Source organism: Aeromicrobium erythreum (assembly GCF_001509405.1).
Lineage (GTDB): Bacteria > Actinomycetota > Actinomycetes > Propionibacteriales > Nocardioidaceae > Aeromicrobium > Aeromicrobium erythreum.
On sequence record NZ_CP011502.1, the window covers coordinates 2,240,195 to 2,266,247 of the forward strand.

Genomic DNA, 26,053 nt, shown 5'->3' on the forward strand with positions numbered 1-26,053 from the left:
GGGTGCGGGTGAGCGGGGGCTCGGAGGAAGAAGTGGTGTCGGTGAACGACACTGGTGAGATTACCGGAGCGGAGGCCGCTCGCCGAGCACCGCGCGCCCGATCCGCAGGTGTGTCGCGCCGGCGGCGACCGCGTCCTCGAAGTCGCCGCTCATCCCGGCCGAGACGATGCGCGCGTCGGGGTGCTGCGCGCGCACCTGCTCGGACAGCTCGCGCAGTCGCTCGAACACGGGCCGGGGGGCGACGCCGAGCGGGGCGACCGTCATGAGGCCGCCGAGGTGCACGCGGGGCAGCTCGGCGACGAGGTCGGCGAGCGCCGCCACGTCGTCGGGTGCAGCGCCGGAGCGACCGGGGTCCTGGAGGTCGAAGTCGACCTGCACGAGCAGCACGAGGTCGCGGTCGGCGGCCTCGGCCCCGCGTGAGAGGGACCGGGCGAGCTTCGCGCGGTCGACGCTCTGGACGACGTCGGCGTAGCGCGCCACGGCGCCCGCCTTGTTGGTCTGCAGCCCGCCGACGAAGTGCAGACGCGGTGCGGCGACGCCGTCGGCCAGCAGCGACGGCAGCTCGGCCGCCTTGTGGCCGGCCTCCGGGTGACGGTTCTCCCCCACGTCGGTGACGCCGAGCCCGGCGAGCGTGGCGACGTCGGACGCGGGGTAGGTCTTGGTGACGACGATGGTGGTGACGTCCTGGGGAGCGCGACCGGCGGCCGCGCAGGCCTGGGCGACGCGCGCCCGCACCTCGGCGAGGTTGGCGGCCAGCTCGTCGGGCCGGGTCATGGCCTGCCCTCCGCGGCCAGCACGACGACGCCGCCCATGCGGCCCGCGCGCTCGCCCTGGCGACGGTGCGACCAGAACCGGTCGTCCTCGATCGTGCAGGCTCCGGCGCCGACGTCGTGCACGGTGACACCGAGCGCCTCCAGCTGCGCGACCACACCGGCGCCCACGTCGACCGCCGGGGTGCCCCAGGACGTCGTCGACCGGGTGCCCGGGACGGCGGCGTCGACCGCGTCGGCGAGGTCGGCCGGCAGCTCGTAGCAGCGACCGCACGCGCGGGGTCCGACCCAGGCGTGCAGCGGTGCGGTCGGCCCGTCGGCCACGACACGCTCGACCGCGCGGGGCACGACCCCGCGCACCAGCCCCTCCCGGCCGGCGTGCACCGCGGCGGCGACGGCTCCGTCCTCGCTGGCGAGCAGCACGGGCGTGCAGTCGGCGACCCTCACCACGAGCGCGACCCCGTGCGTCCGGGTGACGAGGGCGTCGGCGGTGGGGGTCGGCGTGCCACGGCCGACGAGCACCGCGTCGGGTCCGTGGACCTGGTGCATCGACACGACGTCGAGCGCGCCGTCGGACCCTGCGTCGAGTCCTCCGGCCACCGACCGGGCGGCCCGACGTCGTGCCTGCACCGCCTCGGCCGCGTCGGTGCGGCCGAGGTCGGTGCCGGCGTCGGTGAAGCCGACCTGCGCCCAGCCGAGGTCCTGGTGGAAGAACACGTCGTCGACGGTAGCGCGGGCGGGCGACGCCGCGCTCAGCGCAGGAAGTCGGGGATGTCGAGGTCGTCGCCGTAGGGCACCTCGCGCGGCTCGCGCGTGGGGACCGAGCGCGGGTCGCCCGACGGCAGCGGGTCGGCCTGCGTCGACGAGGAGTACTTCTGTCCCGTGTAGGTCTCGGCGGTCGGCGGCGGCGTGCTCGGCGTGGCAGGCTCCTGTGCCGCCTGTTCCTTGAGCAGCGCCGGCTGCGAGGCGTCGCGCGCCTTCGGCTCGCCGCCGTCGAAGCCTGCCGCGATGACCGTCACGCGCACCTCGTCGCCGAGGGCGTCGTCGATGACGGCACCGAAGATGATGTTGGCCTCGGGGTGGACGGCGTCGGCGACCAGGCCTGCGGCCTCGTTGATCTCGAACAGACCGAGGTCGGAGCCACCCGCGATCGAGAGCAGGACGCCGCGCGCCCCCTCGATGGAGGCCTCGAGGAGCGGGCTGGAGACGGCCATTTCGGCGGCCACCGCGGCCCGCTGCTCGCCGCGGGCCGAGCCGATGCCCATGAGGGCGGAGCCGGCGTCGGACATGACCGACTTGACGTCGGCGAAGTCGAGGTTGATCAGACCGGGGGTCGTGATGAGGTCGGTGATGCCCGAGACGCCCTGGTGCAACACCTGGTCGGCCTGGCGGAAGGAGTCGAGCAGGCTGACGTTGGGGTCGCTGATCGACAGCAGCCGGTCGTTCGGGATGACGATGAGGGTGTCGACCTCCTCGCGCAGCGCCTGGATGCCGGCGTCGGCCTGGCCCGAGCGGTTGCGACCCTCGAACGTGAACGGACGGGTGACGACGCCGATGGTCAGCGCGCCGAGCGAGCGGGCGATCCGTGCGACGACGGGCGCGCCGCCGGTGCCGGTGCCGCCGCCCTCGCCGGCGGTGACGAAGACCATGTCGGCGCCCTTGATGGCCTGCTCGATCTCCTCGGCGTGGTCCTCGGCGGCACGCTTGCCGATCTCGGGGTTCGCCCCGGCGCCGAGACCGCGCGTGGAGTCGCGACCGACGTCGAGCTTGACGTCGGCGTCGCTCATGAGCAGCGCCTGCGCGTCGGTGTTGATGGCGATGAACTCGACACCCTTGAGGCCGACCTCGATCATCCTGTTCACGGCATTGACGCCGCCGCCGCCGATGCCGACGACCTTGATCACGGCGAGGTAGTTCTGGACCGCCATGTGCGATGCCTTTCAGGAGGAGGGCTGGAGGGGGTCTCCCTCAAGTCTGAACGTGAACGTCAGGGTTATAGTTATGTCAACCTGCTGTCCGAGGATCACGCTACGCGGCGCGCGGACGCCCTCACGGACGACACGCCGCGCGTCGCGCACGCTCTGCCTCACGTCCGTCGCGCGCGCCTCTCCGAACCCGCTCGAGCCGACCCGGAGGCCGTCGGCGCTACTGGCGCGTGGTGGGCTGCTCGGGCGCGCTGACGTCGTAGCCGCGCGCCCGGATGCGCAGCAGGGCCCGCAGGACCTTGAGCTTCTGCTCCGGCTTGGCCGCGCTCCCCCACGTGACCGTGCGGTCGCGTGAGAGCCGCAGCGTCACGGCGTCGCGGCTCGGCGCCTCGACCGCACGGACGGCCTTCAGGAGGTCGGGGTCGTCCTTCTCCAGCCGGGCCACGACCGCGGCCGCGGCGACGACCGCCAGCTGGCGCTGCCGCGGGTCGGTGGCCGAGGTGCTGACCTCGACGAGGCCCCGGGGCGGCTGGCGCAGGGTCCGGTAGTCGATGCCGAAGCGGTCGAGCGCGCGCACGTCGCCGTCGACCCTGGTCCAGGCGACGGCGGTGCGTTCGGTGACCTCGACCCGGACGGTGCGGGGCCAGCTGCGTCGGACCTCGACGCGCTCGACCGCGGGCAGTCCCGCCACGCGGGCCTCGACGGCGGCGGTGTCGAGCCTCGCCAGGGGCGTGCCGGGCCGGACGTCCGCGACCGAGCGCACCTGCTTGACCCCGAGGGTCCTGGTGCCCTCGACCTCGACGTCGCGGACGCCGAGGACGTGGGAGAACCAGACGAGCCAGACGAGCACGCCGACGAGGACGACGGCGCCGAGACCGCCGGCCCAGCGGAGCAGCCGCTTCCGGCGGTCGCGTCGACGCCGCTCGTGGAAGCGCTGCTCGGTCATGCCCCGCCCGTCCCGCGGGCGCGCAGCGCGTCGAGCAGACGCGGACCGACGACGGTCACGTCGCCGGCCCCGAGCGTGAGGACGAGGTCGCCGGGCCGCACCTGCGGCAGCAGGACGTCGTGCAGGTCGGCCACGGGCCCACCGGCGGAGGCGGGCGGGCCGTCGACGGCGTCGACGACGAGCGCCGACGTGACGGCGGGGTCGGGGTCCTCGCGGGCGAGGTACAGGTCGGCGACCAGGACGAGGTCGGCCGCCGACAGGGCCCGGCCCATCTCGACGCCGTAGAGACGCGTGCGGCTCACCAGGTGCGGCTGGTAGGCCACGACGAGCCGCCCCTCCCCCGCGATCGAGCGGGCCGCCGCGAGGTCGGCGCGGATCTCCGTCGGGTGGTGGGCGTAGGAGTCGTAGACGACCACGCCGTCGACCTCGCCGAGCCGCTCCATCCGACGGCGGGCACCGCCGTAGGCGGCCAGGCCCTCCACGAGGGCCTCGGCCGGGTGGCCGAGGCGCAGGCCGACCGCGAGCGCGAGGAGCGCGTCCTGCGCGTAGTGGGCGCCGGGCACGGCCAGTCGGACCGGCAGGCCGGAGAGGCCGAGGCCGTCGACGGTGAAGGTCGTCGCCCCGGCGGCCACCTGCACGTCGCGGGCCCGCAGGTCGTGGCCCTCTCCCAGGCCCGTGGTGACGACGTCGAGCCCGCGCGCGGTGCCCGCGGCGGCGAGCCTGGCGGCACCCGGGTCGTCGGCACCGAGCACGAGCACCTCGCCGACGGTCGCGACGAACTGCTCGAAGGCGGCGGCGTAGGCCTCCTCCGTCCCCCAGGTGTCGAGGTGGTCGGCGTCGACGTTGGTCACGACCGCGAGGGCCGGGTCGTAGTGCAGGAACGCGCCGTCGCTCTCGTCGGCCTCCGCGACGAGCACGTCGCCGGTGCCCACGCGTGCGTTGGTGCCAAGGCTCGCGACCTCCGCGCCGATGGCGAACGACGGCTCGGCGCCGGCGGCCACGAGGGCGCAGGTGAGCATGGCGGTGGTGGTGGTCTTGCCGTGCGTGCCCGCGACAGCGACCGTGCGCCGGTCGGTCATGACCGAGCGCAGGCCCGCCGACCGTGGCCAGAGCCGCGCACCCGACGCCGTGGCGGCCACGACCTCGGGGTTGTCCTCGCGGACGGCGGTGGACACGATGACGGTGTCGGCACCCTCGACGTGCTCCGCCGCGTGCCCGACGTGGACGGTGATGCCCTCCTCGCGCAGCGCGCGCACGACGGTGCCGTCGGCGACGTCGCTGCCGCTGACGCTCACGCCCTGCTGGGCGAGCAGCCGCGCGATCGCGGACAGGCCCGCCCCGCCGATGCCGACGAGGTGGACGCGGCCGAGGTCGTGCGGTCCGGGCACGTGGTCGGGGACGGGGACCCTCATCGACCGAGCTCCCGACCTGCGGCGGCCAGGACCATGCGCGCGAGCCGGGCGTCGGCGTCGCGCGGCACGAGGTCGGTCGCCGCGGCCGACATGAGGGCCAGCCGCTCGGTGTCCTGCACGAGCGGCACGACGACCTGGTCGACCCAGGCGGGGGTCATGGCCTCGTCGTCGATGAGCAGGCCGCCGCCAGCCTGCACCACGGGGTGTGCGTTGAGCGCCTGCTCACCGTTGCCGATCGGCAGCGGGACGAACGCCGCCGGCAGCCCCACGGCGGCCACCTCGGTGACGGTGTTCGCGCCGGCGCGGCAGACGACGAGGTCGGCGGCCGCGTAGGCGAGGTCGATCCGGTCGATGTACTGCTCGACGACGTACGGCGGGGCGTCGGCGGGACGCTCGAGCACGACCTCCTCGGGGCGTCCGGCGGCGTGGAGCACCTGGACGCCGGCCTCGGCGAGGTCGCGCGCGGCACCGCTGACCGCCTGGTTGATGCGACGGGCGCCCTGCGAGCCGCCCGTGACGAGCAGCGTCGGTCGGTCGAGGTCGAGCCCGAAGTGCGCGCGACCCTCGGCCCGCGCGGCGGAGCGGTCGAGCCCGGAGATCTGGCGACGGATCGGCAGCCCCACGTACTGCCCGTGCCGCAGCGGCGTGTCGGGGAAGCTGGTGGCGACGTGCTCGGTGAAGCGCGCGCCGAGGCGGTTGGCGATGCCCGGCTTCGCGTTGCCCTCGTGCACGACGAGCGGGACACCGCGACGTCGCGCCACGAGGTAGGCCGGGACGGAGACGTAGCCGCCGAAGCCGACGACCACGTCGGGCTGCACGCGCTCGAAGACGTCGTGCGTGGCGCGCACCGCCGCGCGGAGCCGTCCCGGCACGCGCAGCAGCGCCGCGCCGGGGCGTCGGGGCAGCGGGACCGGCGGGACGAGCTCGAGCGGGAACCCGGCCTCGGGGATGAGGGTGGTCTCCAGGCCCCGCGGGGTGCCCAGGCAGGTCACGTCGACGCCCTCGTCGCGCAGCACGGCGGCCGTCGCGAGGAGCGGGGAGGTGTGGCCGGCGGTGCCACCGCCGGCGAGGAGAGCACGCACGGTCAACGCCTCCGGGCGGCGCTGCTGCGCGCGCGGCGCGCCTTGCCGGCGGCCAGCGCGCGGGCGGCGCCTGGTTCGGTGGTGGCGCAGCGCAGGAGGACGCCGCAGCCGACCAGGGTCACGAGGACGCTCGAGCCGCCGTAGGACAGCAGCGGGAGCGGGATGCCGATGACGGGCAGCAGCCCGAGCACCATGGCGATGTTGATGGCCGCCTGCGCGGTGATCCAGATGGTGACGCCGGCGGCCGCGTAGCGCGCGAACGGGTCGCGGCTGCGGGTGGCGATGCGGACGCCGGCGACGGCCAGCAGCACGAACAGGACCAGCACGACGAGGCTGCCGAGCAGCCCCAGCTCCTCGCCGACGACGGCGAGGATGAAGTCGGTGTGCGCCTCGGGCAGCGAGCCCCACTTCTGGCGGCTGCCGCCGAGCCCGACGCCGCCGAAGCCGCCGCGCGCGAAGCCCATCATCGCGTGGACGGCCTGGTAGCCGTCCTTGTCGGGGTCGGCCATCGGGTTGAGGAAGCTCAGCATGCGCGCGACGCGGTGCGGCGCCGTGGCCACGAAGAACACGAGCAGGACGCCCACGAACGCGACGATCGCGCCGAGGAAGCGTCCGGGCAGGCCGACGACCCACAGCATGCCGACGATGACCGCGAAGAGCACCAGGGCGGTACCGAGGTCGTTCTGGGCGACGACGAGCGCGGCGCAGAAGCCCGCGACGAGCGTCATCGGCAGCAGCACGAGCCGCGGGTTGTCGAGGTGCTTCTGGCGGCGCGCGTAGTGGTCGGCGATCCAGAGCACGAGGGTCAGCTTGAGGAACTCCGACGGCTGCAGGCGGAACCCGGCGGCGACGGGGATCCAGTTCGTGTTGCCGTTGACCTCGACGCCGACGCCCGGGATGAACGTGGCGAGCGTGAGGGCGATCGAGACCAGCAGACCGGGCAGGATCAGGCGGCGCAGCAGCGTCATGGGGATGCGCGTGACCGCGTAGGCGCCGGCCAGGCCGACGACGGCGAGCACGAGCTGGCGCTGCACGATGGCGAAGGAGTTGCCGTAGACCTGCAGCGAGAGCACCGAGCTGGCGCTGAGCACCATGATCAGGCCGAGGCCGAGGAGCAGCGCCGTGGTGCCGAGCACGAGCTGGTACGACGCGAGCGGACGGTCGAGCAGACGCTGGGCGCCGGCGACGGCGCTGCCGGAGGACCGCGGCGACTTGTCGGTGGTGCTCATCGCACGCTCACGCGGTGGGGAGCCGGCGCACCGACGCGGCGAAGGCGTCGCCCCGTGCGGCGTAGTCACGGAACTGGTCCATGGACGCGCAGCCGGGCGCCAGCAGCACCGTGTCACCCGTGCGCGCGAGGGCGGCTGCTGCCGCGACGACGTCGTCCATGAGGCCATCCTCCCCGCCGACGACCTCCGTGACGGGCACATCCGGCGCGTGTCGGGCCAGCGCCTCCGCGACCACGGCGCGGTCGGTGCCGATGAGCACCACGCCGCGCAGTCGCTCCCGGGCGGCCTCGACGAGCTCCTCGAAGCGGGCGCCCTTGGCGAGCCCCCCGGCGATCCACACGGCCGACTCGACGCCGCGCAGCGAGGCGAGGGCGGCGTGGGGGTTGGTGGCCTTGGAGTCGTCGACGTAGCGGACGCCGTCGACCTCGGCGACGAGGTCGGCGCGGTGCGGTCCCCGGCGGAAGCCGCGCAGCCCGTCGCGCACGGCCCTCGGCTCGACCCCGTGCGCGCGGGCGAGCGCCGCGGCGGCGAGGGCGTTGGCCACGGTGTGCGGCGCGTCGTCGGGCAGGTCGGCGACCGAGCCGAGCTCGGCGGCACTGTTCTGGCGGTCCGGGGCGAAGGCACGGTCGGCGAGCAGGCCGTCGACGACGCCGAGCATCCCGGGCGCAGGGACGCCCAGGGTGAACCCGATGGCGCGGGCGCCTTCCTGGACGTCGGCGTCGCGCACGAGCTGCTCGGTGCGGGGGTCCTCGACGTTGTAGACGCACGCCCGCTCGACGTTCTCGTACACCCGGCCCTTGGCGTGGGCGTAGGCGTCGAGCGTGCCGTGCCAGTCGAGGTGGTCGTCGGCGATGTTCAGCACGGCCGACGCCTCTGCAGCGAGCGAGGAGCTCCAGTGCAGCTGGAAGCTGGAGAGCTCGACGGCGAGGACGTCGAGCGGCTCGGGGTCCATGACCGCCTCGAGGACGGGGCGTCCGACGTTGCCGACCGCGGCGCTGCGCAGTCCGGCGGCGCGCAGGATCGCGTCGAGCATCTGCACGGTGGTCGTCTTGCCGTTGGTGCCGGTGACGCACAGCCACGGCGGCGCGTCGGGACCGCGCAGGCGCCACGCCAGCTCGACCTCCCCCCACACGGGCACGCCACGCTCGGCGGCAGCGCGCAGTGCCGGCGACTCCGGACGCCAGCCCGGCGACGTGACGACGAGGTCGACGTCGTCAGGGAGCGTGGCCGTGGCGCCGGGCTCGAGACGCAACGTGACGCCGAGCGTCTCCAGCAGCGTGGCCTGCTCGGCGCGGGCCGAGCCGTCGTCGGGGACGCGCTCGTCGAGGACCGTGACGCTCGCCCCGAGGTGCTGCAGGGTGTCGGCCGCGGCGAAGCCGCTGACCCCGAAGCCGGTGACGACGGCGCGCACGCCGGTCCAGTCATCGCCGACGCCGAGGGTCTCGACGTCGCGACGCGGGTGCTCCGTGCTCATCGGAAGGCGAGCCATTCCCAGTAGAAGACGCCGAGACCGGCGGCGACGCACAGCCCGCTGATGATCCAGAACCGGACGACGATGGTGATCTCGGCCCAGCCGAGCAGCTCGAAGTGGTGCTGGAGCGGTGCCATGCGGAAGATCCGCTTGCCGCCGGTGGCCTTGAAGTACGCGACCTGGAGGATCACCGAGAACGTGATGGCGACGAACAGGCCGCCGATGATCACGAGGAGCAGCTCGGTGCGGGTCATGAGCGCGAACCCGGCCATGGCGCCGCCGAGCGACAGCGACCCCGTGTCGCCCATGAAGATCTTCGCCGGCGAGGCATTCCACCAGAGGAAGCCGAAGCAGGCCCCGGTGATCGCCGCGGCCACCACCGCCAGGTCGAGCGGGTCCCTCACCTCGTAGCAGCGGCTGACCTGCTCGGTCGCGCAGCTCTGGTTGTACTGCCAGACGTTGATGACGACGAACGCGCCGAAGACCATGACGGAGGCGCCGGTGGCCAGGCCGTCGAGGCCGTCGGCGAGGTTCACGCCGTTGCTGGCCCCGGCGATCATGAGCAGGACCCAGACGACCAGCAGCACGGTGGGCAGCTGGGTGCCGGGGATGTCGCGCACGAAGGAGATCGCGTGCGAGATCGGTGTGCGCCCGTTCTCGTCCTCCCAGCCGATGGCGAGCACCGCGAAGACGAGGCCGACGAGCACCTGGCCGATCATCTTGGCCTTGCTGCGCAACCCGAGGCTGCGCTGCTTGGAGATCTTGATGTAGTCGTCGAGGAAGCCGATGAGCCCGAGCCCCGCGAAGAGGAACAGCAGCAGCAGGGCCGAGGCGCTGGGCGGGTAGCCGGTGACCAGCTTGGCGATCGCGTAGGCGAGCAGCGACGCGAGGATGATGACCGTGCCGCCCATGGTCGGCGTGCCGCGCTTGACGTGGTGCGAGGTGGGGCCGTCGTCGCGGATCAGCTGCCCGTAGCCCTTCTTGACCAGCACGTTGATGGCCACGCGCGTGCCCAGCAGGGTGCCCACGAGGGCGACGGCTGAGGCGATCAGGACGGCGAGCATGCGGGCGGTGGTCCTCTCGGGGGGTTCGGGGCGGGGCGCGAGGCTGGTCCGGGTCGGGGTGGTCCGGGTCGAGTATGCCGGTCAGGGCTCGAGCAGGCGCGTCGTGACCCGCTCGAGGCGGGCACCTCTCGATGCTTTCACGAGGACCGCGTCGCCCGGGGAGAGCCACGCCCGGAGCGTGTCGAGGGCCACGTCGACGTCGGGCACGGCGAGGCCGACGTCGCCGGCACCCTCCGCGATGCCGCGCGCGCCGTCGCCGACCGCGACGACGAGCGACGTCCCGAGCTCGGCCGCGGCCCGCCCGACCTCGACGTGCCGGGCGTGGGCGTCGGCGCCGAGCTCGAGCATCTCCCCCAGCACGGCCACGCGGCGCTGCGCGCCGAGCCCGGAGAGGGCCTCCAGCGCTGCCCGCACCGACTCGGGGTTGGCGTTGTAGGAGTCGTCGAGCACGACGACGCCGTCGGCGCGCTCGTGCCGCTCGAGGCGCTGCGCGGTGGCAGGTGCGTAGTCGTCGAGCGAGGTGCCTGCCACGGGCAGCCCGAGGCCGGCGAGCAGGGCGAGCGCGGCGGCGGCGTTGGACGCCTGGTGCACGCCGAGGAGCGGCACGTGCGTGGTCCAGCGCTCGGACCCGTGCTCGAGCACGACGTCGGGCTCGCCGTGGGCGTCGAGCGTCACGTCGACGACGCGCACGTCGTCGGGACCCTGGGCGGCCCGGCCGAACCGGACGACCTCGCAGCCCGCAGGAACGCGCGGCTCCATGGCGTCGACGCGGACGTCGTCGGCGTTGAGCACGGCGGTGCCACCCGGTCGCAGGCCCTCGACGATCTCGCCCTTGCCGATCGCGATGTTGTCGACCGACCCGAACTCGCCCACGTGGGCGCTGCCGACGTTGAGCACGGTCGAGACGTGCGGCGGCGCGACCCGGCACAGGCGTGCGACGTGCCCGATCCCCCGAGCCCCCATCTCGACCACCAGGTAGCGGGTGGCGAGGTCGGCCCGCAGGACGGTCAGCGGGACGCCGAGCTCGTTGTTGTAGTTGCCGGCCGTGGCGACGGTGGGCCCGACCCGGCCGAGGAGGTGGGCCAGGAGGTCCTTGACGCTGGTCTTGCCCTGGGAGCCGGTGAGCGCGACGACCTGGACGTCGAGCAGGTCGAGGACGTGCCGGGCCAGCCGGCCGAGGGCGTCGGTGACGTCGTCGACGACGACGGTCGGCGCCTCGACGGGGCGCGAGGCGAGCACGGCGACCGCTCCGCCCTGCAGGGCGGCGCCGACGAAGTCGTGCCCGTCGACCCGCTCCCCCGCCAGGGCGACGAAGAGCCCGCCGGGCGTCACGGCGCGCGAGTCGAGGGTGGCGGGTGCGGTGACGACGACGTCGCCGTCGCCGTGCACCACGCCGCCGACGGCCTGGGCGATCGCGGCGAGGCTGAGCGGGATCATGCGAGCTCCTCGACGAGGCGGCGCAGCACCTCGCGGTCGTCGAACGGGTGGACGACGTCGCCGATCTCCTGGCCCTGCTCGTGGCCCTTGCCGGCCACCACGACCGTGTCGCCGCGTCGGGCGACGGCCACGGCGTGGGCGATCGCGTCACGGCGACCGGCGACCTCGACGACCTCGGCGGCCCCGCCCTCGGCACCGGCCAGGACGGCCCGTCGGATGGCGGCGGGGTCCTCGGTGCGCGGGTTGTCGTCGGTGACGACGACGAGGTCGGCGTACCGCGCGGCGACCTCGCCCATGAGGGGGCGCTTGCCGAGGTCGCGGTCGCCGCCGGCGCCGATGACGACGACGAGGCGGCCGGGGGTGACCGGACGCAGCGCGGTGAGGACGGCCTCGACGGCGTCGGGCTTGTGCGCGTAGTCGACGACGGCCGTCCACTCCTGTCCGGCTTCGACGCGCTCCATCCGGCCGGGGACGCCGGGGCTGGTCGCGATGCCGGCGGCGAGGTCGGCCGGGTCGTGGCCGACCGTGGCGAGGGAGGCGATGACGGCGAGCGCGTTGGCGACGTTGAACACGCCGGGCAGCGGCACGTGCAGGTCGAGCTCGAGCCCGTCGGGTCCGAGCACCTCCAGGTCGGTGCCGAGGCGGTGGGGACGGACGTTGGCGGCTCGCCAGTCGGCGACGCGTCCGTCGGTGGAGAAGGTGGTGACGGGCAGCGGCGTGAGGTCGACGAGGCGTCGGCCGTGCTCGTCGTCGATGTTGACGACGGCTCGCTCGGCGTGCTCGGGCGTGAAGAGGCTGGCCTTGGCCGCGAAGTAGTCGTCGAGGTCGCGGTGGAAGTCGAGGTGGTCGCGCCCGAGGTTCAGGAAGGCGGCGACGTCGAAGGCGAAACCCTCGACGCGGCCCTGCACGAGGGCGTGGCTCGAGACCTCCATGGCGCAGACCTCGACCTGCTCCTCCCGCATGACGGCGAACAGCGCCTGCAGGTCCGGCGCCTCCGGGGTGGTGAGCGCCGACGCGGCAGGGACGCCCTTGACGCGGGTGCCGATGGTGCCGACGACGGCGCTGCGGGCGCTGCCGACGGCGGACTCGGCGAGGTAGGTGGTGGTGGTCTTGCCCTGGGTGCCCGTGATGCCGAAGGTCGTGAACGCCCGCGTGGGGTGGTCGTGGAACCAGGCGCTGAGCTCGGCGAGCCGGCTGCGGGGACGGTCGACGACGACGGTGGGCAGGCCTGCCGTGCGCGCGGCGCCGTCGGCGTCGGTGAGCGCGGCGACGGCGCCGGCGGCCTTCGCGGCGTCGGCGAAGTCGGCGCCGTGGACCCGGCTGCCGGGCAGGGCGGCGTAGAGGTCGCCGGGCTGGAGGTTGCGGGTGCTGAGGCTGATGCCGGTGACGACGGGGTCCTCCCCCGCCGCCTGCGGTGCGTCGAGGTGCTGGGCGACGTCGGCGAGCGTCCGCCGCGCCACCTCGCGTGGCCGGGTCCGCATGGTCGTCGGGAGGTCCTCGCTGTCGGTCACCGGTCCAACGTAGCGACTCCGCGCCATCCCCTCACCCCGCCCCGGAACCCGTTCCAGCCCCACCGTGTGCAAGCCACGCCAACCGAACCGCGAACTCGCTTCAGCGGCGAGCGAGCGCCAGCGAGCGAAGCCGAGCCGGTCCGCGGTGAGCGAGCGCCAGCGAGCGAGCCGTGCTGCAGCGCGAGGCACGAGCGCGCCCGGCTACCATTCCTGCGCCACCTTCGGCGAGCGCGACCCGGTGGGCGCGACGCCGAAGCGCTCGAGGGCCATCGACATGATGTCGTGGAAGACGGGGGCGGCGGTCGAGCCGCCTCCGGCGTTGGCGAAGGGCTTGTCGAGCACGACGTAGGTGATGAAGCGGGGCTCGTCGGCGGGGGCGAAGCCGATGAAGGAGACGGTGTTCTGGCCGCGGACGTAGCGTCCGGTGACGGGGTTGACCCGCCAGGCGGTGCCGGTCTTGCCGGCGACGCGGTAGCCGGGGATCTGCGCGGCGGGCGCGGTGCCGTCGTCGGCGGTGACGGCCTCCATCATGCGGGTGACCTCGGCGGCGGCCTTCTTGGAGACGACCCGTCGGGAGGGCACCTCCTTGGCGTCGGTGCGGTGGCCGTCGGCGTCGACGAACCCGCTGACGACCGACGGGTCGACCATGACGCCGCCGTTGGCGATGGCGCCGACGGCGCGCACGACCTGCAACGCCGTGACGGAGATGCCCTGGCCGAAGGAGATGGTGGCGTGGTTGGCCTTGGTCCAGCTGGCGGCGGGGGCGAGGATGCCTCGCGACTCGCCGGGCAGCTGGACGCCGGAGCCGACGCCGAAGCCGAACTTGCGCAGGTAGTCGTGCATCGTCTGGTTGCTCATCTGCTGCGCGGCGACGATGGTGCCGAGGTTCGAGGACTTGGCGATGACGCCGGCGGCGGTGAGGTTGAGCGTGCCGTGCTGCCAGTAGTCGCCGATGGGGAACTTGTCGATGACCATCTTGCCGGGGACGCTGATCTGCGTGTCCGGCGTGATCTTGCCCTGGTCGGCGAGCGCTGCCATGGTGATGGTCTTGAGCACGGAGCCGGGCTCGTAGACCGTCTGCACGAACCGCGAGACGGTGTTGGAGTCCTGCATGGTGGCCTTCGAGCCGGGGTCGAAGGTGGGCGCCTGCGAGAGCTGGACGACCTGGCCGGTGCGCACGTCCATGGTGATGGCCAGGCCCCAGTCGGCCCCCGCGGAGCGCACGGCGTCGGCGAGGCGCTGGTCGGCGTACCACTGCAGGTCGCGGTCGATGGTGGTCTGGACGTCCTGGCCGGGCTTCATCGGCACGACGGTGCTGTCGGCCATGGGGATCCGCTGCCCGGTCGGTGACACCTCGTAGGTGGCGGAGCCGTCCTTGCCGGTGAGGAGCGCGTCGTACTGGCGCTCGATGCCCTGCACGCCGACGGGCGTGTCGGAGTCCTTGGTCTGGCTCATGTAGCCGACGAGGTTGGCGGCGAGCCGCCCGCCGGGGTAGGTGCGCATGGTGGTCTTCTGGCTGAAGACGCCCGCCGCGCCGGCCTTGCGGAGCGCCTGGAGCGCCTTCTGGCCCTTGGCGGCGGGGAGGTTCTTCTCGAGGACGACGAACCGGGTGTCGGGGGTGCGCAGCTTCTCGATGAGGTCGAAGTAGTCGACGCGGTCCTCGCCGAGGCTCGAGACGAGGATCCGCGCGATCTGCGGGGCCTTCTTCGTCGTCAGCGTCGGGTCGGCGGTGAGGGTGAGCGAGTCGACGCTGGTCGCGATGACCTCGCCGTTGCGGTCGAGGATGTCGCCGCGTGGCGCAGGCACGGTGACAGGCTGGGTGCTGGCGTTGCGCGCCATGGCCGCGTAGGCCTGGGCGTCGAGGCCCTGGATCCAGAAGAGCCGGACGCCGAAGAGCATGAACAGGCTGACGACGAGCAGGAGGCTGACCCGCAGCCGGGTGCGGGAGAGACGCTGACGCTTCATCGATCGACCCTCTCGACGTTGCTGCGGGGCTCGGCGGGCACGGGGTCGCCGACGACCTTGCCGTCGCTCGAGCGGAGGAAGACGGGGTTGGTGTTGGGCACCATGCCGAGCTGGACGGCGCGCTGCGCGAGGTCGGCGGGCGCCTGGAGCCGCTCGACCTCGCGGCGCAGGTCCTGCTCCTGCACCGTCAGGGCGTCGGCCTTCGACTGCAGCCGGGCGATCTCGAAGGCCTGGGCCTGCAGGACGGTGCTGAGGAGGATCAGTCCGACGAGGCCGATGCCGAGCACGGTGAGCACGACGACCACGAAGGGAGCCCGGCCGGCGCGGCTGCGCACGGGGGCGACGAGCCGCAGCGGGAGGGTGGTCGGACGGGCCTGACGGGCCGTCCTCTGGCGCGGACGCGCGGCGTGCATGGTGCTCATGCGGCGACCCTCTCGACGGCGCGCAGCCGGACGGACCGGGCGCGGGGGTTGTCGGCGGCCTCGGCCTCGCTCGCCTGCTCGGCGCCGCGGGTGAGGAGTCTGAAGCGCGGCTCGAGGCCGGCGGGGACGACGGGCAGCCCGTGGGGCACGTCGAGGGTGGTCACGTCGGCGAGGGTCCGCTTGGTGATGCGGTCCTCGAGCGAGTGGTAGGAGAGGACGACGACGCGGCCGCCGACGGCGAGGGCGTCGAGTGCGGCGGGCAGCGCGCGGGCGTACACGGCGAGCTCGTCGTTGACCTCGATGCGCAGCGCCTGGAAGGTCCGCTTGGCCGGGTGTCCCCCGGTGCGGCGGGCGGCGGCGGGGATGCTGTCGCGGACGAGCTCGACCAGGCGGGCGCTGCGGGTGAAGGGCTCGGTCTCGCGGGCGGCGACGACGGCGTCGGCGATCCGGCGGGCGAACTTCTCCTCGCCGTGCACGCGCAGGACGCGCGCGAGCCGGTCGGCCGGGTAGGTGTTGAGCACGTCGGCGGCCGTGGGCCCGACGCCGGGGGTCATGCGCATGTCGAGCGGTGCGTCCTGTGCGTAGGCGAAACCGCGGTCGGCGAGGTCGAGCTGCATCGAGGAGACCCCGAGGTCGAAGAGCACCCCGTCGACGCGCCGCAGCCCGGCGTCGGCGAGGACGTCGGGCAGCTCGTCGTAGACGGCGTGGGCGTAGGTGACGCGGTCGCCGAAGGGCTCCAGGCGCGCCTGGGCACGGGCCAGGGCCTCGGTGTCGCGGTCGACGCCGACGACGTGCACGTCGGGGAAGCGCTGGAGCATCGCCTCGGTGTGCCCGCCGAGGCCGAGGGTCGCGTCGACGACGACGCGGCGGCGCTCGCCGGGCGCGGTCAGGGCAGGTTCGAGCAGCTCGAGGCACCGGTCGAGCAGGACCGGCACGTGCCGGGCGTCCGGGGTGCCCACCCCGTCGTCCTGCGTCACGCGGCACCGGCCACGAGGGTGACGGCGAGCCCGATGAGCAGCGCGAGGGCGACGGAGACGCCGGCGGAGAACGCCATCAGGACGGCGGCGTCGGCGAGCTCATGCCGGACGCGTCGGGGCTGGTGCATCGCACCTCCTCGGGTGCTCGGGGCTCCGTGGGAGCGGGCTGGGGGGTGGACGGTGGTGCGGGGGTGACCGTGCGGCCTGATCCCCGTCCGTACGGCTCTGGCACCGGGGAAGTGATGCCAGGACCGGACAGGCGGAGGTCGGACCTCGCGGGCTCAGAAGATGCCGGGCATCACCTCGTCGGACATGTCGGAGAACTGCTCCTCCTGGCCGGCGGAGTACTCGTCCCAGCGGCGGGCGTCCCAGATCTCGATGCGGTCCATCGCGCCAACGACGGCGACGTCGCGCTCGAGCCCGGCCCAGGTGCGCAGCACCGGCGGGATGGAGATGCGGCCCTGCTTGTCGGGGACCTCCGAGGAGGCGCCCGAGTAGAGCATGCGCACGAAGTTGCGGGCCTCGCGGTTGGTGAACGGCGTCTCGCGGATGCGGTCGGTGAACGCGCCGAAGGCCTCGGTCGTCCATCCGTAGATGCAGTTCTCCTGCCCGCGGGTCAGCACGATGCCGCCCTCGAGCCGCGGGCGGAACTTGGCGGGCAGGAACAGGCGCGACTTGTCGTCGAGGCGGGGCGTGTAGGTGCCGAAGAAGTTGTCCGCATCGATGCCCACCTCCCCTCACCTCGTCTCCCGCGTCGGGCCCTCCACCGTCGTGCAGGGATCCCCGTGTGCTCCATTTCGCACCACCCTACCCCACCTTTCCCCACCGTCAACGCGACACAGCGGAAATTCCGGCAGTTTCGCGACGCGCCGCAGCGCGCCGTGAGCGGCGTGCTGGCCCGTCGTTGCAGCGCGCAGCGACCCGGCGGGCGCCGAGGTGGGGCGAAGTGGAGCGGATGCGCGTCCGCTCCCGTCCGCTCCCCCGCTGAGTGGGGGCCGCCGACGCGTGCAGGGGCCGGACATGACGACACCGGGTCCCGCTGGTGCGGAACCCGGTGTGGGGAGGTGGGGGGCGGACCTCAGGAGGTCCGCAGGAGGGTCAGCGGTCGTCGCCGTCCTGGCGACGCTGCCAGCGCTCCTCCATGCGGTCGACGAACGAGCCGGACTGCTTCGGGCCCTTGGGACCGGAGGAGCGCGTCGGGCCGGCGTCGGGCGCGGCCGTCAGGCCGTGGCGCCACGCGGTGACGAAGAAGTAGCCGCCGGCGAGCATGACGACGAAGCCGAGCACACCGAGCCAGGTCAGCGCGGAGACCGCACCGGCGAACAGGATGCCGAGGCCGACGACGAGACCCAGACCGGACAGCACGGCGACCTTGCGGTTGCGCGCGGCCTGCTTGGAGCCCCGGAGGGTCGACGCGAAGTCGGGATCCTCGGCCGCGAGAGACTGCTCGAGCTGCTGGAGCAGGCGGGCTTCTTCGTCGGAGAGTGGCACCGGAGGCCTCCTGGTGGTGGGTCTAGATCAAGTCTAGGCGGGCGATGGTGTGCAGACCAGCCGAGATCCCTGAGAACTCGCTGGACGTCCGGACCAGACGCTCCAGAGCGTACAAGCGTTCGCGTGCTCCCGGTTCCGTGTCCACGACGGCGCTCGGCACGAGGTCGGCGAAGGTGCGCAGACCCGCGTGCGCCAGCACCGTGAAGCCGGCCGCCGCGAGCTGCTCGTGCAGCTCCTCGGGCACGTAGCGCCGCGGACCGTGCGCGCGCAGGTCCCAGCCCTCGACGCGGGCCTGCGCGAGGGCGGACGCGGCGGCGAAGTCGCCGGCGAGGGTCCGCGCGAGCACCGCGGCCGGCCGCCCCGCGACGACCACGCTCAGCACGCCGTCGGGGCGCAACGTCGCCGCGACCGTGCGCAGCGCCTCGGCGGGGTCGTCGACGTGCTCGAGCACGCCGTGGAGCAGCGCGAGGTCCGTGCCTGCCAGGGTGACCTCCTCCCCCAGGTCGCCGGTGTCGCCCAGCACGCCCACGACCTGGTCGTGCACGCCCGCCTCGGCGGCGCGACGGTCCAGCGACGCCAGCGCGTCGGGACTCGGGTCGACGACCGTGACCCGGTGCCCGAGCGCCGCCAGTCGCACCGCGTCGCCGCCCGTGCCGCCGCCGACGTCGAGGACGTCGAGCGGACCGCTGCGCTCGAGGGCCGCGACCGCGTCGAGCACGGCCTGCCACATGATCTCCTGACGCACGGGACGCATGGCGTCACTGTGTCACAGCGTGGCCGCGGGACCGGACGCTCCCGGCCCTCGCCGCCGCTCGCTAGGGTCGGCCCATGGCGCGCGTCGTGGTGGTGGGCGGAGGATTCGCCGGCACGTCCCTCGCGGCACGGCTCGCGAAGCTGCGGCACGAGGTGGTGCTGCTCGAGGCAGGCGACCGGCTCGGCGGACGTCTGCGCGGGCACCAGGCGGGCGACGGGCTGTGGCAGCTCGACCTCGACACGTTCACGCTGCCCGGCGTCCTGCGCGACCTCTTCCGCAAGTCGGGGCGCCCGCTCGACGCCGCCCTCACGCTGCACACGCTTCCCGGGCGTCGGCACGTGTTCGCCGACCGGACCGTGATGGACCTGCCGATGGGCCGGCGCTCGGGACAGGTCGACGCCTTCCTCGGGACCTTCGGCGAGGATCCCTGGAGCCCGTGGCTCGACCCGATGACCGAGCCCTGGGACCTCGTCCGACGACGGCTGCTCAACCAGGTGCCCAGCGCCGACTCGCTCGACCGGGCGACCCGTCGCGCCCTCCACGCGCGCCGTCCCCTGAGCCGCGAGGTCGCGCGGACCTTCGACGACGACCGGGTGCGTCGCATGGTGCTCGACGACGTCGTGCTCGCCGGCGACGACCCGCGCGCCGTGCCCGCTGCCACGGCGGTACGCCACCAGGTCGAGCGGAACTTCGGGCGATGGGAGGTCGAGGGCGGCATGCCGGCGCTCGCCGACGCCCTCGCCCGGCGGCTCGAGGAACGTCGCGTCGACGTGCGCCTCGGGTGCTCTGCGTGGGGCGTCGAGCGCGACACGTCCGGCGTCACCGGCGTCCGCACCGACGACGGGGTGGTGGCGGCCGACGTCGTGGCGTGGTGCGCGCCGACCTGGCCCGACGGGCTCCCCGAGCCGGCGCTGCTGCCGCGCATCCCGGCCCATCGGGCACTCGTCCGCGTGTCGCCGGACGCCCCGACGCCCGAGCTCGCCCGCGACGTCGCGGTGCACGCCGACCCGCCGCTGCACCTCTGGGAGGGCTCTCCCGGCTGCTGGACGATCGCGCACCACAAGGCCGAGGACCCGCTGGTCGCGCTCGTGCGCGTCGGGATCGACCTGCGCGACCGGGTGGTGGAGCGCCACGACCTTGCCCCCGCCGACCTCGTGCGCCTGGGTCACTGGGGCTGGCAGTGGCGAGGCTGGCGCACGGTGCTGCAGCGCCCGGGCCCGACGCTGCCCCCCGGCGTCGTGATGGCCGGCGCGCACGCGCACCCGGGACCCTCGCTGGAGGCGATCGGTCTCGCCACCGAGGCGATCGCCGAACGGCTCGGCGCCGTGCCGCGTCGTCCGGCCACCCCCGCCTGAGCGGGAGTGCGGGTCAGACCAGGCCCTCGCCCCGTAGCGTCTCGAAGATCTCGCGCGTGGCCTTGGAGCGGTTCAGCGTGATGAAGTGCAGGCCGGGCGCGCCCTGGGCGAGCAGGTCGCGACACAGCTGGGTGGCCAGCTCGATGCCACGCGCACGCACCGCCGCAGGATCGTCCTGCACCGGCTCGACGACGTCGAGGACCTCACGCGGGATCTCTGCCCCGGACAGCTCGGCCATGCGGGCGACCTGCGAGAAGTTCAGGATCGGCATGATGCCGGGGACGATCGGCAGGTCGCTCCCGCGGGACCGGACCCGCTCGACGAGATCGACGTAGTCCTGCGCGCGGAAGAACAGCTGGGTGATCGCGAACTCCGCGCCCGCCCGGTGCTTCGCGACGAGCACGTCGGCGTCGGGCTCGAGTCCGCCGGCGTCGGGGTGGCCCTCGGGGAACGCCGCGACGCCGACCGTGAAGTCGCCCAGGTCACGGGCCAGCTCGACGAGCTCGACCGCGTGGTCCATGCCCTCCGGGTGGGTCTCCCACGGCGCCCGGGGTCCGCCCTTGGGGTCGCCGCGCAGGGCCAGGACGTGGCGGATGCCGGACGCCGCGTACTGCTTGAGGACCGCCTCGATCTCCGAGCGGCTCTGCCCGACGAGGGTCAGGTGCCCGACGGCGCGGATCCGCGACTCCTCCGCGATGCGCGACGTCACCCGGACCGTGCGGTCCTGGCTCGTCCCGCCGGCGCCGTAGGTCACGGAGACGAACGACGGACGCAGCGGCTCGAGGTCGGCGATGGTGCGCCACAGGACCTCCTCCCCCGCGTCGTCCTTGGGCGGGAAGAACTCGAAGGAGACGCAGGGACGCTGGTCGCGGAGGTCCTCCACGATCGAGTGGGAGGGCACGGGCGCGGGGGCGTCGGTCACGGGCCAACGGTATCGTCCGCGACGTGGTAGCCGCCGATCTTGTCGAGTTCCGAGACGCCGTGGCCGACGAGCTCGAGCGCTTCGCGGCTCGACGCCGCGCCGAGCTCGCCGACGTCGGCACCGACCTCGCCCCGTTCCTCGACAGCGCCGTGGCCTTCGTCGCCGGCGGCAAGCGGCTGCGGCCGCTGTTCTGCCGCGCCGGGTGGCTCGTGGCCGGCGGCGACCCCGACGATCCCGCCCTCGTCACCGCCGCGGCGTCGCTCGAGTGGCTGCAGGGCAGCGCCCTCGTCCACGACGACCTGATGGACGGCTCCGACACCCGGCGTGGGCACCCGAGCGTGCACCGCGACTTCGAGGCACGGCACCGCGCGGTCGAGGGGTCCGTGGGCGACGCCGCACGCTTCGGCCAGGCCACCGCGGTGCTGCTGGGCGACCTCATGCTCTCGTGGGCCGACGAGCAGCTGCGCTCCTCCGGCCTGCCTCGGGTGCCCGAGGCGCTGCGCTACCTCGACCTCTGCCGCTCGGAGGTCGTCGCGGGCCAGTACCTCGACGTGCTGGCGCAGACCCGCGCCACCGTCACCGTCGAGGAGGCCATGACGATCGTGCGGTTCAAGGCCGCCTCCTACACGGTGGAGCGACCGCTGCACATCGGCGCGGCGCTGGCAGGAGCCGACGACGCGCTGGTGGCGGGGCTGAGCGCCGTCGCCGTGCCGCTCGGCCAGGCGTTCCAGCTGCGCGACGACGTGCTGGGCGTCTTCGGCGACCCGGCCGCGACGGGCAAGCCGGCGGGCGACGACCTGCGCGAGGGCAAGCGCACGGTGCTGGTGGCCCGTGCCCTCGAGCTGGGCTCCGACGACGACCGTGAGCTGCTCACCCGGCTGCTGGGCACGCGCGAGGGCGTCGCCCCGCTCACCGACCTCATGACCCGCACCGGCGCGCTCGCGGCCGTCGAGCGCGACATCGCCCGGCTCGAGGACGAGGTCGACGAGGCGATCGACGCGCTCGGTCCGGCAGCGCGCGACGTCCTGGCACCGCTGGCGCTCAGCGCGACCCGACGCTCCTCCTGAGCACCGCGGAGCGGGCTGCGCGGGCAACTCCCGACGAGGACACGGCCGCGCAGCACCGTCCGCGCGAGGCTGTTCTCTACACTCGTCCCAGGGTCAGCCGGCCTGTGGAGCCGACGTGAGGAGGTCCGGCGTGACGGTCACGCGTGATGATGCGCTCGTCGGACGTGTCCTCGACGGCCGGTACCGGGTGGCGGAGCGGATCGCGCGGGGCGGCATGGCCAGCGTCTTCCTCGGGCACGACGAACGGCTCGACCGTCCGGTCGCCGTCAAGGTCATGCACGCCGGGCTCGGCGACGACGAGGAGTTCTCGCAGCGCTTCGAGCGCGAGGCGCGCGCCGCCGCCAAGCTCAACCACCGCGGCGTCGTGGCCGTCTTCGACCAGGGCCGCGACGGCGACATCACCTACCTCGTCATGGAGTACGTACCGGGGCGCACCCTGCGCGACGTCATGCGCGAGGAGGCGCCCATGCGTCCGCTGCGGGCGCTGCGTCTCCTGGCCGACGTCCTCACGGCGCTGTCCGCGGCGCACCGCGCGCACCTGGTCCACCGTGACGTGAAGCCCGAGAACGTGCTCATCACCCCCGACGGCGAGGTCAAGGTCGCCGACTTCGGGCTGGCCCGCGCGGTCAGCGCCGCCACCACCGCCACGGGCGGCACGCTCATCGGCACCGTCTCCTACCTCGCGCCCGAGATCGTCGTGAACGAGGGCGCCGACGCCCGCTCCGACGTGTACGCGTGCGGGGCGCTGCTCTACGAGATGCTCACGGGCGTCAAGCCGCACACGGGCGAGTCACCCATCCAGGTGGCCTACAAGCACGTCCACGAGGACGTCGCGCCGCCGTCGCTGCTGCGTCCTGAGCTGCCGCCCTACGTCGACGCGCTCGTCGCCAGGGCCACGGTCCGCGACCGCACGCAGCGCTCGCAGGACGCCGGCGTGCTGCTGCGGCAGGTCCGGCTGGTCGAGCGGGCCCTCGTGGAGGGGCTGGCCGACGACCCCGACCTCACCGCCGACCTCCTGCCGCGCACGACGGCCCCCGACGACGAGCCGACCCGCCCGGTCGTGCTCGAGCACGAGTACCCCGACGGCGCCCTCTCGGGCCCGATGTCACCGTCCGCGGCCTCGGCCCTGGACGACGACGGCGGCGAGACCGTCCTCGTCGACCGCGAGACCGGCGAGGTCGTCGCCCGCGCGGAGCCGACCATGCGCTGGAGCAGCGACACGTGGTCGCGCACCCCCGCCGCCGCAGCGGCTCCCCCGCCGCAGGAGCCGCCCACCCGCACCCGCGACGACCGTGCACGACGACGCGGCCGGCTGCTGCTGGTGGCCACGCTCCTCGCGGCGCTCGTCGCAGCCGGTGCCGGCTACTGGCTGGGCTTCGGCCGCTACGAGGCGGTCCCGCAGCTGGTCGGCCAGGCCGAGGCGCAGGCGGCCGAGGAGGCCAAGGACGCGGGGTTCGAGCTCGACGTCACCCGTCGCGCGTTCTCCGAGACCGCGCCCCTCGGCACCGTCATCTCCACCGACCCTGCCGTCGGCGACCGGCTGCTGCCGGGCCAGAAGATCACGGCGGTCGTCTCCAAGGGCAAGGAGCGCTACGCCGTGCCCGACCTGTCGGGCCGGACCCTCGACGACGCCCGCGCGGCGCTCGAGAGGCGCAACCTGCAGGCCGGTGACGTCACCGAGCGCTACGACGAGACCGTGCCCCAGGGGCAGGTCGTCGCCGTCTCCGGCGTCAAGGTCGGCCAGCAGGTCCGGCGCGGCACCGTGGTCGACCTCGTCGTGAGCCGGGGCCGCGAGCCGATCCAGGTGCCCGACCAGACCGGCCGCACCCGCCAGGAGGCGCGCGCGGCGCTGGAGGAGGCGTCGTTCGCCGTCACCGTGCGCGAGTCCTTCTCCGACGACGTCCCGAAGGACCGGGTCATCAGCCAGACACCGAGGGACGGCACGCTGTTCCGCGGCGACACCGTCACGATCGAGGTGTCGAAGGGCCCGGAGTCCGTCGACGTGCCCGACGTGCTCGGTCGCCCGCGCGACGAGGCCGTGAAGGCGCTCGAGGAGGCCGGCTTCGAGGTCGACGTGCGCAACCGCATCCCCGGCTCCGACCGCGTCGTCTTCCAGGACCCGGGCTCGGGCAAGGCCAAGGTCGGCTCGACCGTCGTCATCTACGTCTGAACGACCGGCGCCCCCGGACCTCGTCCGGGGGCGCCGGTGTCGGCGGGTGCCGCAGGATCAGCGCTGGTGCAGCATGTCGGCCACGAGGAAGGCCAGCTCGAGCGACTGCTCGCGGTTGAGCCGCGGGTCGCACAGCGTCTCGTAGCGCGTGGCGAGGTCCTCGGCGGAGACGCGTCGACCGCCGCCGACGCACTCGGTGACGTCGTCGCCGGTCAGCTCCACGTGGATGCCGCCGGGCCACGTGCCGAGCGCGCGGTGCACCTCGAAGAAGCCGCGGGTCTCGTCGATGACGTCGTCGAACTCGCGGGTCTTGTAGCCCGTGGAGGCCTCGAAGGTGTTGCCGTGCATGGGGTCGCACACCCACGCGACCTCGAGGCCGGCGGCCGTCACCTTCTCCACGAGGGGCGGCAGGAGGTCGCGGATCTTGTCGGCGCCGAAGCGGGTGATGAACGTGATCCGGCCCGACTCGCGCTCGGGGTTGAGCTTCTCGTACAGCGCGATCGCGTCGTCGGCCGACGTGGTCGGGCCGAGCTTGACGCCGATCGGGTTGGCGATGTGGCTCAGCAGCTCCACGTGGGCGCCGTCGAGCTGGCGCGTGCGCTCGCCGATCCAGACGAAGTGGCTGGAGACGTCGTACGAGCGCTGGGTGCGGGAGTCGACCCGGGTGAGGGCGTGCTCGTACTCGAGGATGAGCGCCTCGTGGGAGGAGTAGAAGTCGACGGAGCGGAACGCGTCGGGCTCGACGCCGATGGCGTCCATGAACGCGAGGGCGCGGTCGATCTCGCCGCCCACCTGCTCGTAGCTGACGCCGACCGGGCTGTTCTTGACGAAGTCCTTGTTCCACTCGTGCATCTGGCGCAGGTCGGCATAGCCGCCCGTGGTGAAGGCGCGCGCGAGGTTCAGCGTGGCGCTGGACGCGTGGTACACGTCGACGAGACGCTGCGGGTCGTGCACGCGCGACTCGGGCGTGAAGTCGAAGCCATTGACGGCGTCGCCGCGGTAGGCCGGCAGCGTCACGCCGTCGCGGGTCTCGGTGTCGCGGGATCGCGGCTTGGCGTACTGCCCCGCGAGCCGGCCGACCTTGACCACGGGCACGCTGGCGGCGTACGTCAGGACGACGGCCATCGACAGCAGCACCCGCAGCTTGTTGCGCACGTTCTCGGCGGTGACGCCCTCGAAGGTCTCGGCGCAGTCGCCGCCCTGCAGCAGGAACGCCTCGCCGCGGGCCACGGCGGCCATGCGGTCGCGGAGGTCGTCGCACTCGCCGGCAAAGACCAGGGGCGGCATCCGGCGCAGCTGCTCGAGCGCGCGCTCGCGGGCAGCGGGGTCGGCGTAGGTGGGCTGCTGGGCAGCCCCCATCGCGTGGAGGTCGTCGAGGCTCGGAATGCTCACCAGGAGAGTCTAGTGCGGCTCCCCCGCCGGCTCGAAACCCGTCCGTCCTAGGGACGCCCGGCGCAGGACGCCCGGCTCACCAGTGCAGCGTGCCGGGCGCACCCTTGAACGGTCCGCCGACGCGCGAGGTGATCCAGCCGCCGTAGAAGTCGCCGTCCTGGGCCTGCACGACCTCGCCGTCGACGGTGCAGCGGTCCATCTGCGCAGGGTACAGCGCCACGTGGTCCAGGAGCACCTCGTAGCCCCGGGTCGGCGTGGGATAGGTCCACGCGCCCGCGGGCACCACGCGGTCGCCCGCCACGAGGTCGAAGTAGGCCGCCTCCCCCTTGTACTCGCACCACGTCCGACGGGCGACGGGCCGCAGCACGCCGTCACGGACGTCGGCGATCGGCAGGTAGTAGGTCGGCGGGTGGCTCGTCTCCAGGACGCGCAAGGCCGACGTGGTCCGCACGACCTCGAGGCCGCCGAGCTCGACGACGACCGTCTCGGAGCTGGGGACCACGGCGGGCGGGCGCGGGTAGGACCAGACGTCCTCCACGTCGGGCCGCCGGGTCCCGTGCTGGTCGTGGTCGTGACCCTCGTACGCGCTCATGCCCGCCGTCCTCCGCTGGTCGCGGGCCCGACGCCTGTGGGCCCTGCTCCCATCGTCGTCGCCCTACCTCCGCCGCGCACGACGAGTGCCGGACCGGGC

The 26,053-nt window shown here is 73.9% G+C and carries 24 protein-coding genes; 3 read left to right on the plus strand and 21 right to left on the minus strand.

Translation table 11 applies throughout. The features are described 5' to 3' along the window. Positions 1–60: 60 nt before the first annotated feature. The 18 genes from Aeryth_RS10530 to Aeryth_RS10610 all read right to left on the minus strand — a co-directional run bounded on the left by Aeryth_RS10530 (position 61) and on the right by Aeryth_RS10610 (position 18,456). Positions 61–774, minus strand: a complete 714-nt coding sequence (locus tag Aeryth_RS10530; protein ID WP_067858261.1) for a YggS family pyridoxal phosphate-dependent enzyme — start codon at positions 772–774, stop codon at positions 61–63. Next, positions 771–1,487, minus strand: coding sequence for a purine nucleoside phosphorylase YfiH/LACC1 family protein (locus tag Aeryth_RS10535; RefSeq protein WP_067858264.1), 717 nt, complete (start codon positions 1,485–1,487; stop codon positions 771–773). The genes Aeryth_RS10530 and Aeryth_RS10535 overlap by 4 nt, the downstream gene beginning before the upstream one ends. A gap of 35 nt (positions 1,488–1,522) precedes the next feature. After that, complete coding sequence (ftsZ, locus tag Aeryth_RS10540; RefSeq protein ID WP_067858267.1) at positions 1,523–2,698, minus strand: cell division protein FtsZ; 1,176 nt, start codon at positions 2,696–2,698, stop codon at positions 1,523–1,525. Between the two features lie 217 nt (positions 2,699–2,915). Next, positions 2,916–3,641 (minus strand): cell division protein FtsQ/DivIB, encoded by a 726-nt coding sequence (locus Aeryth_RS10545; RefSeq protein WP_067858270.1) that lies wholly within the window; start codon positions 3,639–3,641, stop codon positions 2,916–2,918. Then, on the minus strand, positions 3,638–5,053 hold the full coding sequence (gene murC / locus Aeryth_RS10550) for a UDP-N-acetylmuramate--L-alanine ligase (RefSeq protein ID WP_067858273.1): 1,416 nt from the start codon (positions 5,051–5,053) through the stop codon (positions 3,638–3,640). Before murC ends, Aeryth_RS10545 begins: the two co-directional genes overlap by 4 nt. After that, a complete protein-coding gene (gene murG, locus Aeryth_RS10555; protein ID WP_067858276.1) occupies positions 5,050–6,135 on the minus strand; it encodes an undecaprenyldiphospho-muramoylpentapeptide beta-N-acetylglucosaminyltransferase in 1,086 nt (361 codons plus the stop codon). Before murG ends, murC begins: the two co-directional genes overlap by 4 nt. Before the next feature lie 2 nt (positions 6,136–6,137). Continuing rightward, entirely contained in the window at positions 6,138–7,364 is a 1,227-nt protein-coding gene (gene ftsW / locus Aeryth_RS10560; protein ID WP_067858279.1) for a putative lipid II flippase FtsW, read from the minus strand. A 7-nt stretch (positions 7,365–7,371) separates the two neighbouring features. Continuing rightward, the gene (gene murD, locus Aeryth_RS10565) at positions 7,372–8,838 is read right to left on the minus strand and encodes a UDP-N-acetylmuramoyl-L-alanine--D-glutamate ligase (RefSeq protein WP_067858281.1); all 1,467 of its coding nucleotides are present in this window, start codon (positions 8,836–8,838) and stop codon (positions 7,372–7,374) included. Further along, entirely contained in the window at positions 8,835–9,899 is a 1,065-nt protein-coding gene (gene mraY, locus Aeryth_RS10570; protein WP_067858284.1) for a phospho-N-acetylmuramoyl-pentapeptide-transferase, read from the minus strand. The genes murD and mraY overlap by 4 nt, the downstream gene beginning before the upstream one ends. A gap of 81 nt (positions 9,900–9,980) precedes the next feature. Continuing rightward, entirely contained in the window at positions 9,981–11,336 is a 1,356-nt protein-coding gene (locus tag Aeryth_RS10575; RefSeq protein WP_067858287.1) for a UDP-N-acetylmuramoyl-tripeptide--D-alanyl-D-alanine ligase, read from the minus strand. Continuing rightward, the gene (locus tag Aeryth_RS10580; protein WP_067861612.1) at positions 11,333–12,817 is read right to left on the minus strand and encodes a UDP-N-acetylmuramoyl-L-alanyl-D-glutamate--2,6-diaminopimelate ligase; all 1,485 of its coding nucleotides are present in this window, start codon (positions 12,815–12,817) and stop codon (positions 11,333–11,335) included. The genes Aeryth_RS10575 and Aeryth_RS10580 overlap by 4 nt, the downstream gene beginning before the upstream one ends. 231 nt (positions 12,818–13,048) lie before the next feature. Then, positions 13,049–14,812 carry a peptidoglycan D,D-transpeptidase FtsI family protein gene (locus Aeryth_RS10585; protein ID WP_067858290.1) on the minus strand — a complete coding sequence of 588 codons (1,764 nt, stop codon included), beginning with the start codon at positions 14,810–14,812 and terminating at the stop codon, positions 13,049–13,051. After that, the gene (ftsL, locus tag Aeryth_RS10590; RefSeq protein ID WP_067858293.1) at positions 14,809–15,234 is read right to left on the minus strand and encodes a cell division protein FtsL; all 426 of its coding nucleotides are present in this window, start codon (positions 15,232–15,234) and stop codon (positions 14,809–14,811) included. Before ftsL ends, Aeryth_RS10585 begins: the two co-directional genes overlap by 4 nt. Further along, a complete protein-coding gene (gene rsmH, locus Aeryth_RS10595; protein ID WP_067861615.1) occupies positions 15,231–16,193 on the minus strand; it encodes a 16S rRNA (cytosine(1402)-N(4))-methyltransferase RsmH in 963 nt (320 codons plus the stop codon). The genes ftsL and rsmH overlap by 4 nt, the downstream gene beginning before the upstream one ends. Before the next feature lie 14 nt (positions 16,194–16,207). Beyond that, positions 16,208–16,339, minus strand: a complete 132-nt coding sequence (locus tag Aeryth_RS18470; RefSeq protein ID WP_256475569.1) for a hypothetical protein — start codon at positions 16,337–16,339, stop codon at positions 16,208–16,210. A 153-nt stretch (positions 16,340–16,492) separates the two neighbouring features. Next, positions 16,493–16,942: a division/cell wall cluster transcriptional repressor MraZ gene (mraZ, locus tag Aeryth_RS10600; protein ID WP_241270777.1), complete on the minus strand. Its 450-nt coding sequence runs from the start codon at positions 16,940–16,942 to the stop codon at positions 16,493–16,495. 367 nt (positions 16,943–17,309) lie between these two features. Beyond that, on the minus strand, positions 17,310–17,702 hold the full coding sequence (locus Aeryth_RS10605) for a DUF3040 domain-containing protein (RefSeq protein ID WP_067858296.1): 393 nt from the start codon (positions 17,700–17,702) through the stop codon (positions 17,310–17,312). 22 nt (positions 17,703–17,724) lie between these two features. Continuing rightward, positions 17,725–18,456 (minus strand): methyltransferase domain-containing protein, encoded by a 732-nt coding sequence (locus Aeryth_RS10610; protein ID WP_067858299.1) that lies wholly within the window; start codon positions 18,454–18,456, stop codon positions 17,725–17,727. 74 nt (positions 18,457–18,530) lie between these two features. On the opposite strand from Aeryth_RS10610, the gene Aeryth_RS10615 reads away from it, so the two are divergent. After that, positions 18,531–19,811, plus strand: a complete 1,281-nt coding sequence (locus Aeryth_RS10615; RefSeq protein ID WP_067858302.1) for a phytoene desaturase family protein — start codon at positions 18,531–18,533, stop codon at positions 19,809–19,811. A 13-nt stretch (positions 19,812–19,824) separates the two neighbouring features. Here Aeryth_RS10615 and metF read toward each other — a convergent pair whose 3' ends face one another. Then, a complete protein-coding gene (metF, locus tag Aeryth_RS10620) occupies positions 19,825–20,733 on the minus strand; it encodes a methylenetetrahydrofolate reductase [NAD(P)H] (protein WP_236749718.1) in 909 nt (302 codons plus the stop codon). Between the two features lie 59 nt (positions 20,734–20,792). Between metF and Aeryth_RS10625 the strand changes: the two genes are divergently transcribed. Together Aeryth_RS10625 and pknB are read left to right on the plus strand one after the other, a co-directional pair. Then, positions 20,793–21,800 (plus strand): polyprenyl synthetase family protein, encoded by a 1,008-nt coding sequence (locus Aeryth_RS10625; protein ID WP_236749719.1) that lies wholly within the window; start codon positions 20,793–20,795, stop codon positions 21,798–21,800. Between the two features lie 130 nt (positions 21,801–21,930). Continuing rightward, positions 21,931–23,970, plus strand: a complete 2,040-nt coding sequence (gene pknB / locus Aeryth_RS10630; RefSeq protein ID WP_067858316.1) for a Stk1 family PASTA domain-containing Ser/Thr kinase — start codon at positions 21,931–21,933, stop codon at positions 23,968–23,970. A 57-nt stretch (positions 23,971–24,027) separates the two neighbouring features. Here pknB and Aeryth_RS10635 read toward each other — a convergent pair whose 3' ends face one another. Together Aeryth_RS10635 and Aeryth_RS10640 are read right to left on the minus strand one after the other, a co-directional pair. Continuing rightward, a complete protein-coding gene (locus Aeryth_RS10635; RefSeq protein WP_335338735.1) occupies positions 24,028–25,365 on the minus strand; it encodes a class II 3-deoxy-7-phosphoheptulonate synthase in 1,338 nt (445 codons plus the stop codon). A 73-nt stretch (positions 25,366–25,438) separates the two neighbouring features. Further along, positions 25,439–25,954 (minus strand): DUF427 domain-containing protein, encoded by a 516-nt coding sequence (locus Aeryth_RS10640; RefSeq protein ID WP_067858322.1) that lies wholly within the window; start codon positions 25,952–25,954, stop codon positions 25,439–25,441. Positions 25,955–26,053 lie beyond the last annotated feature (99 nt).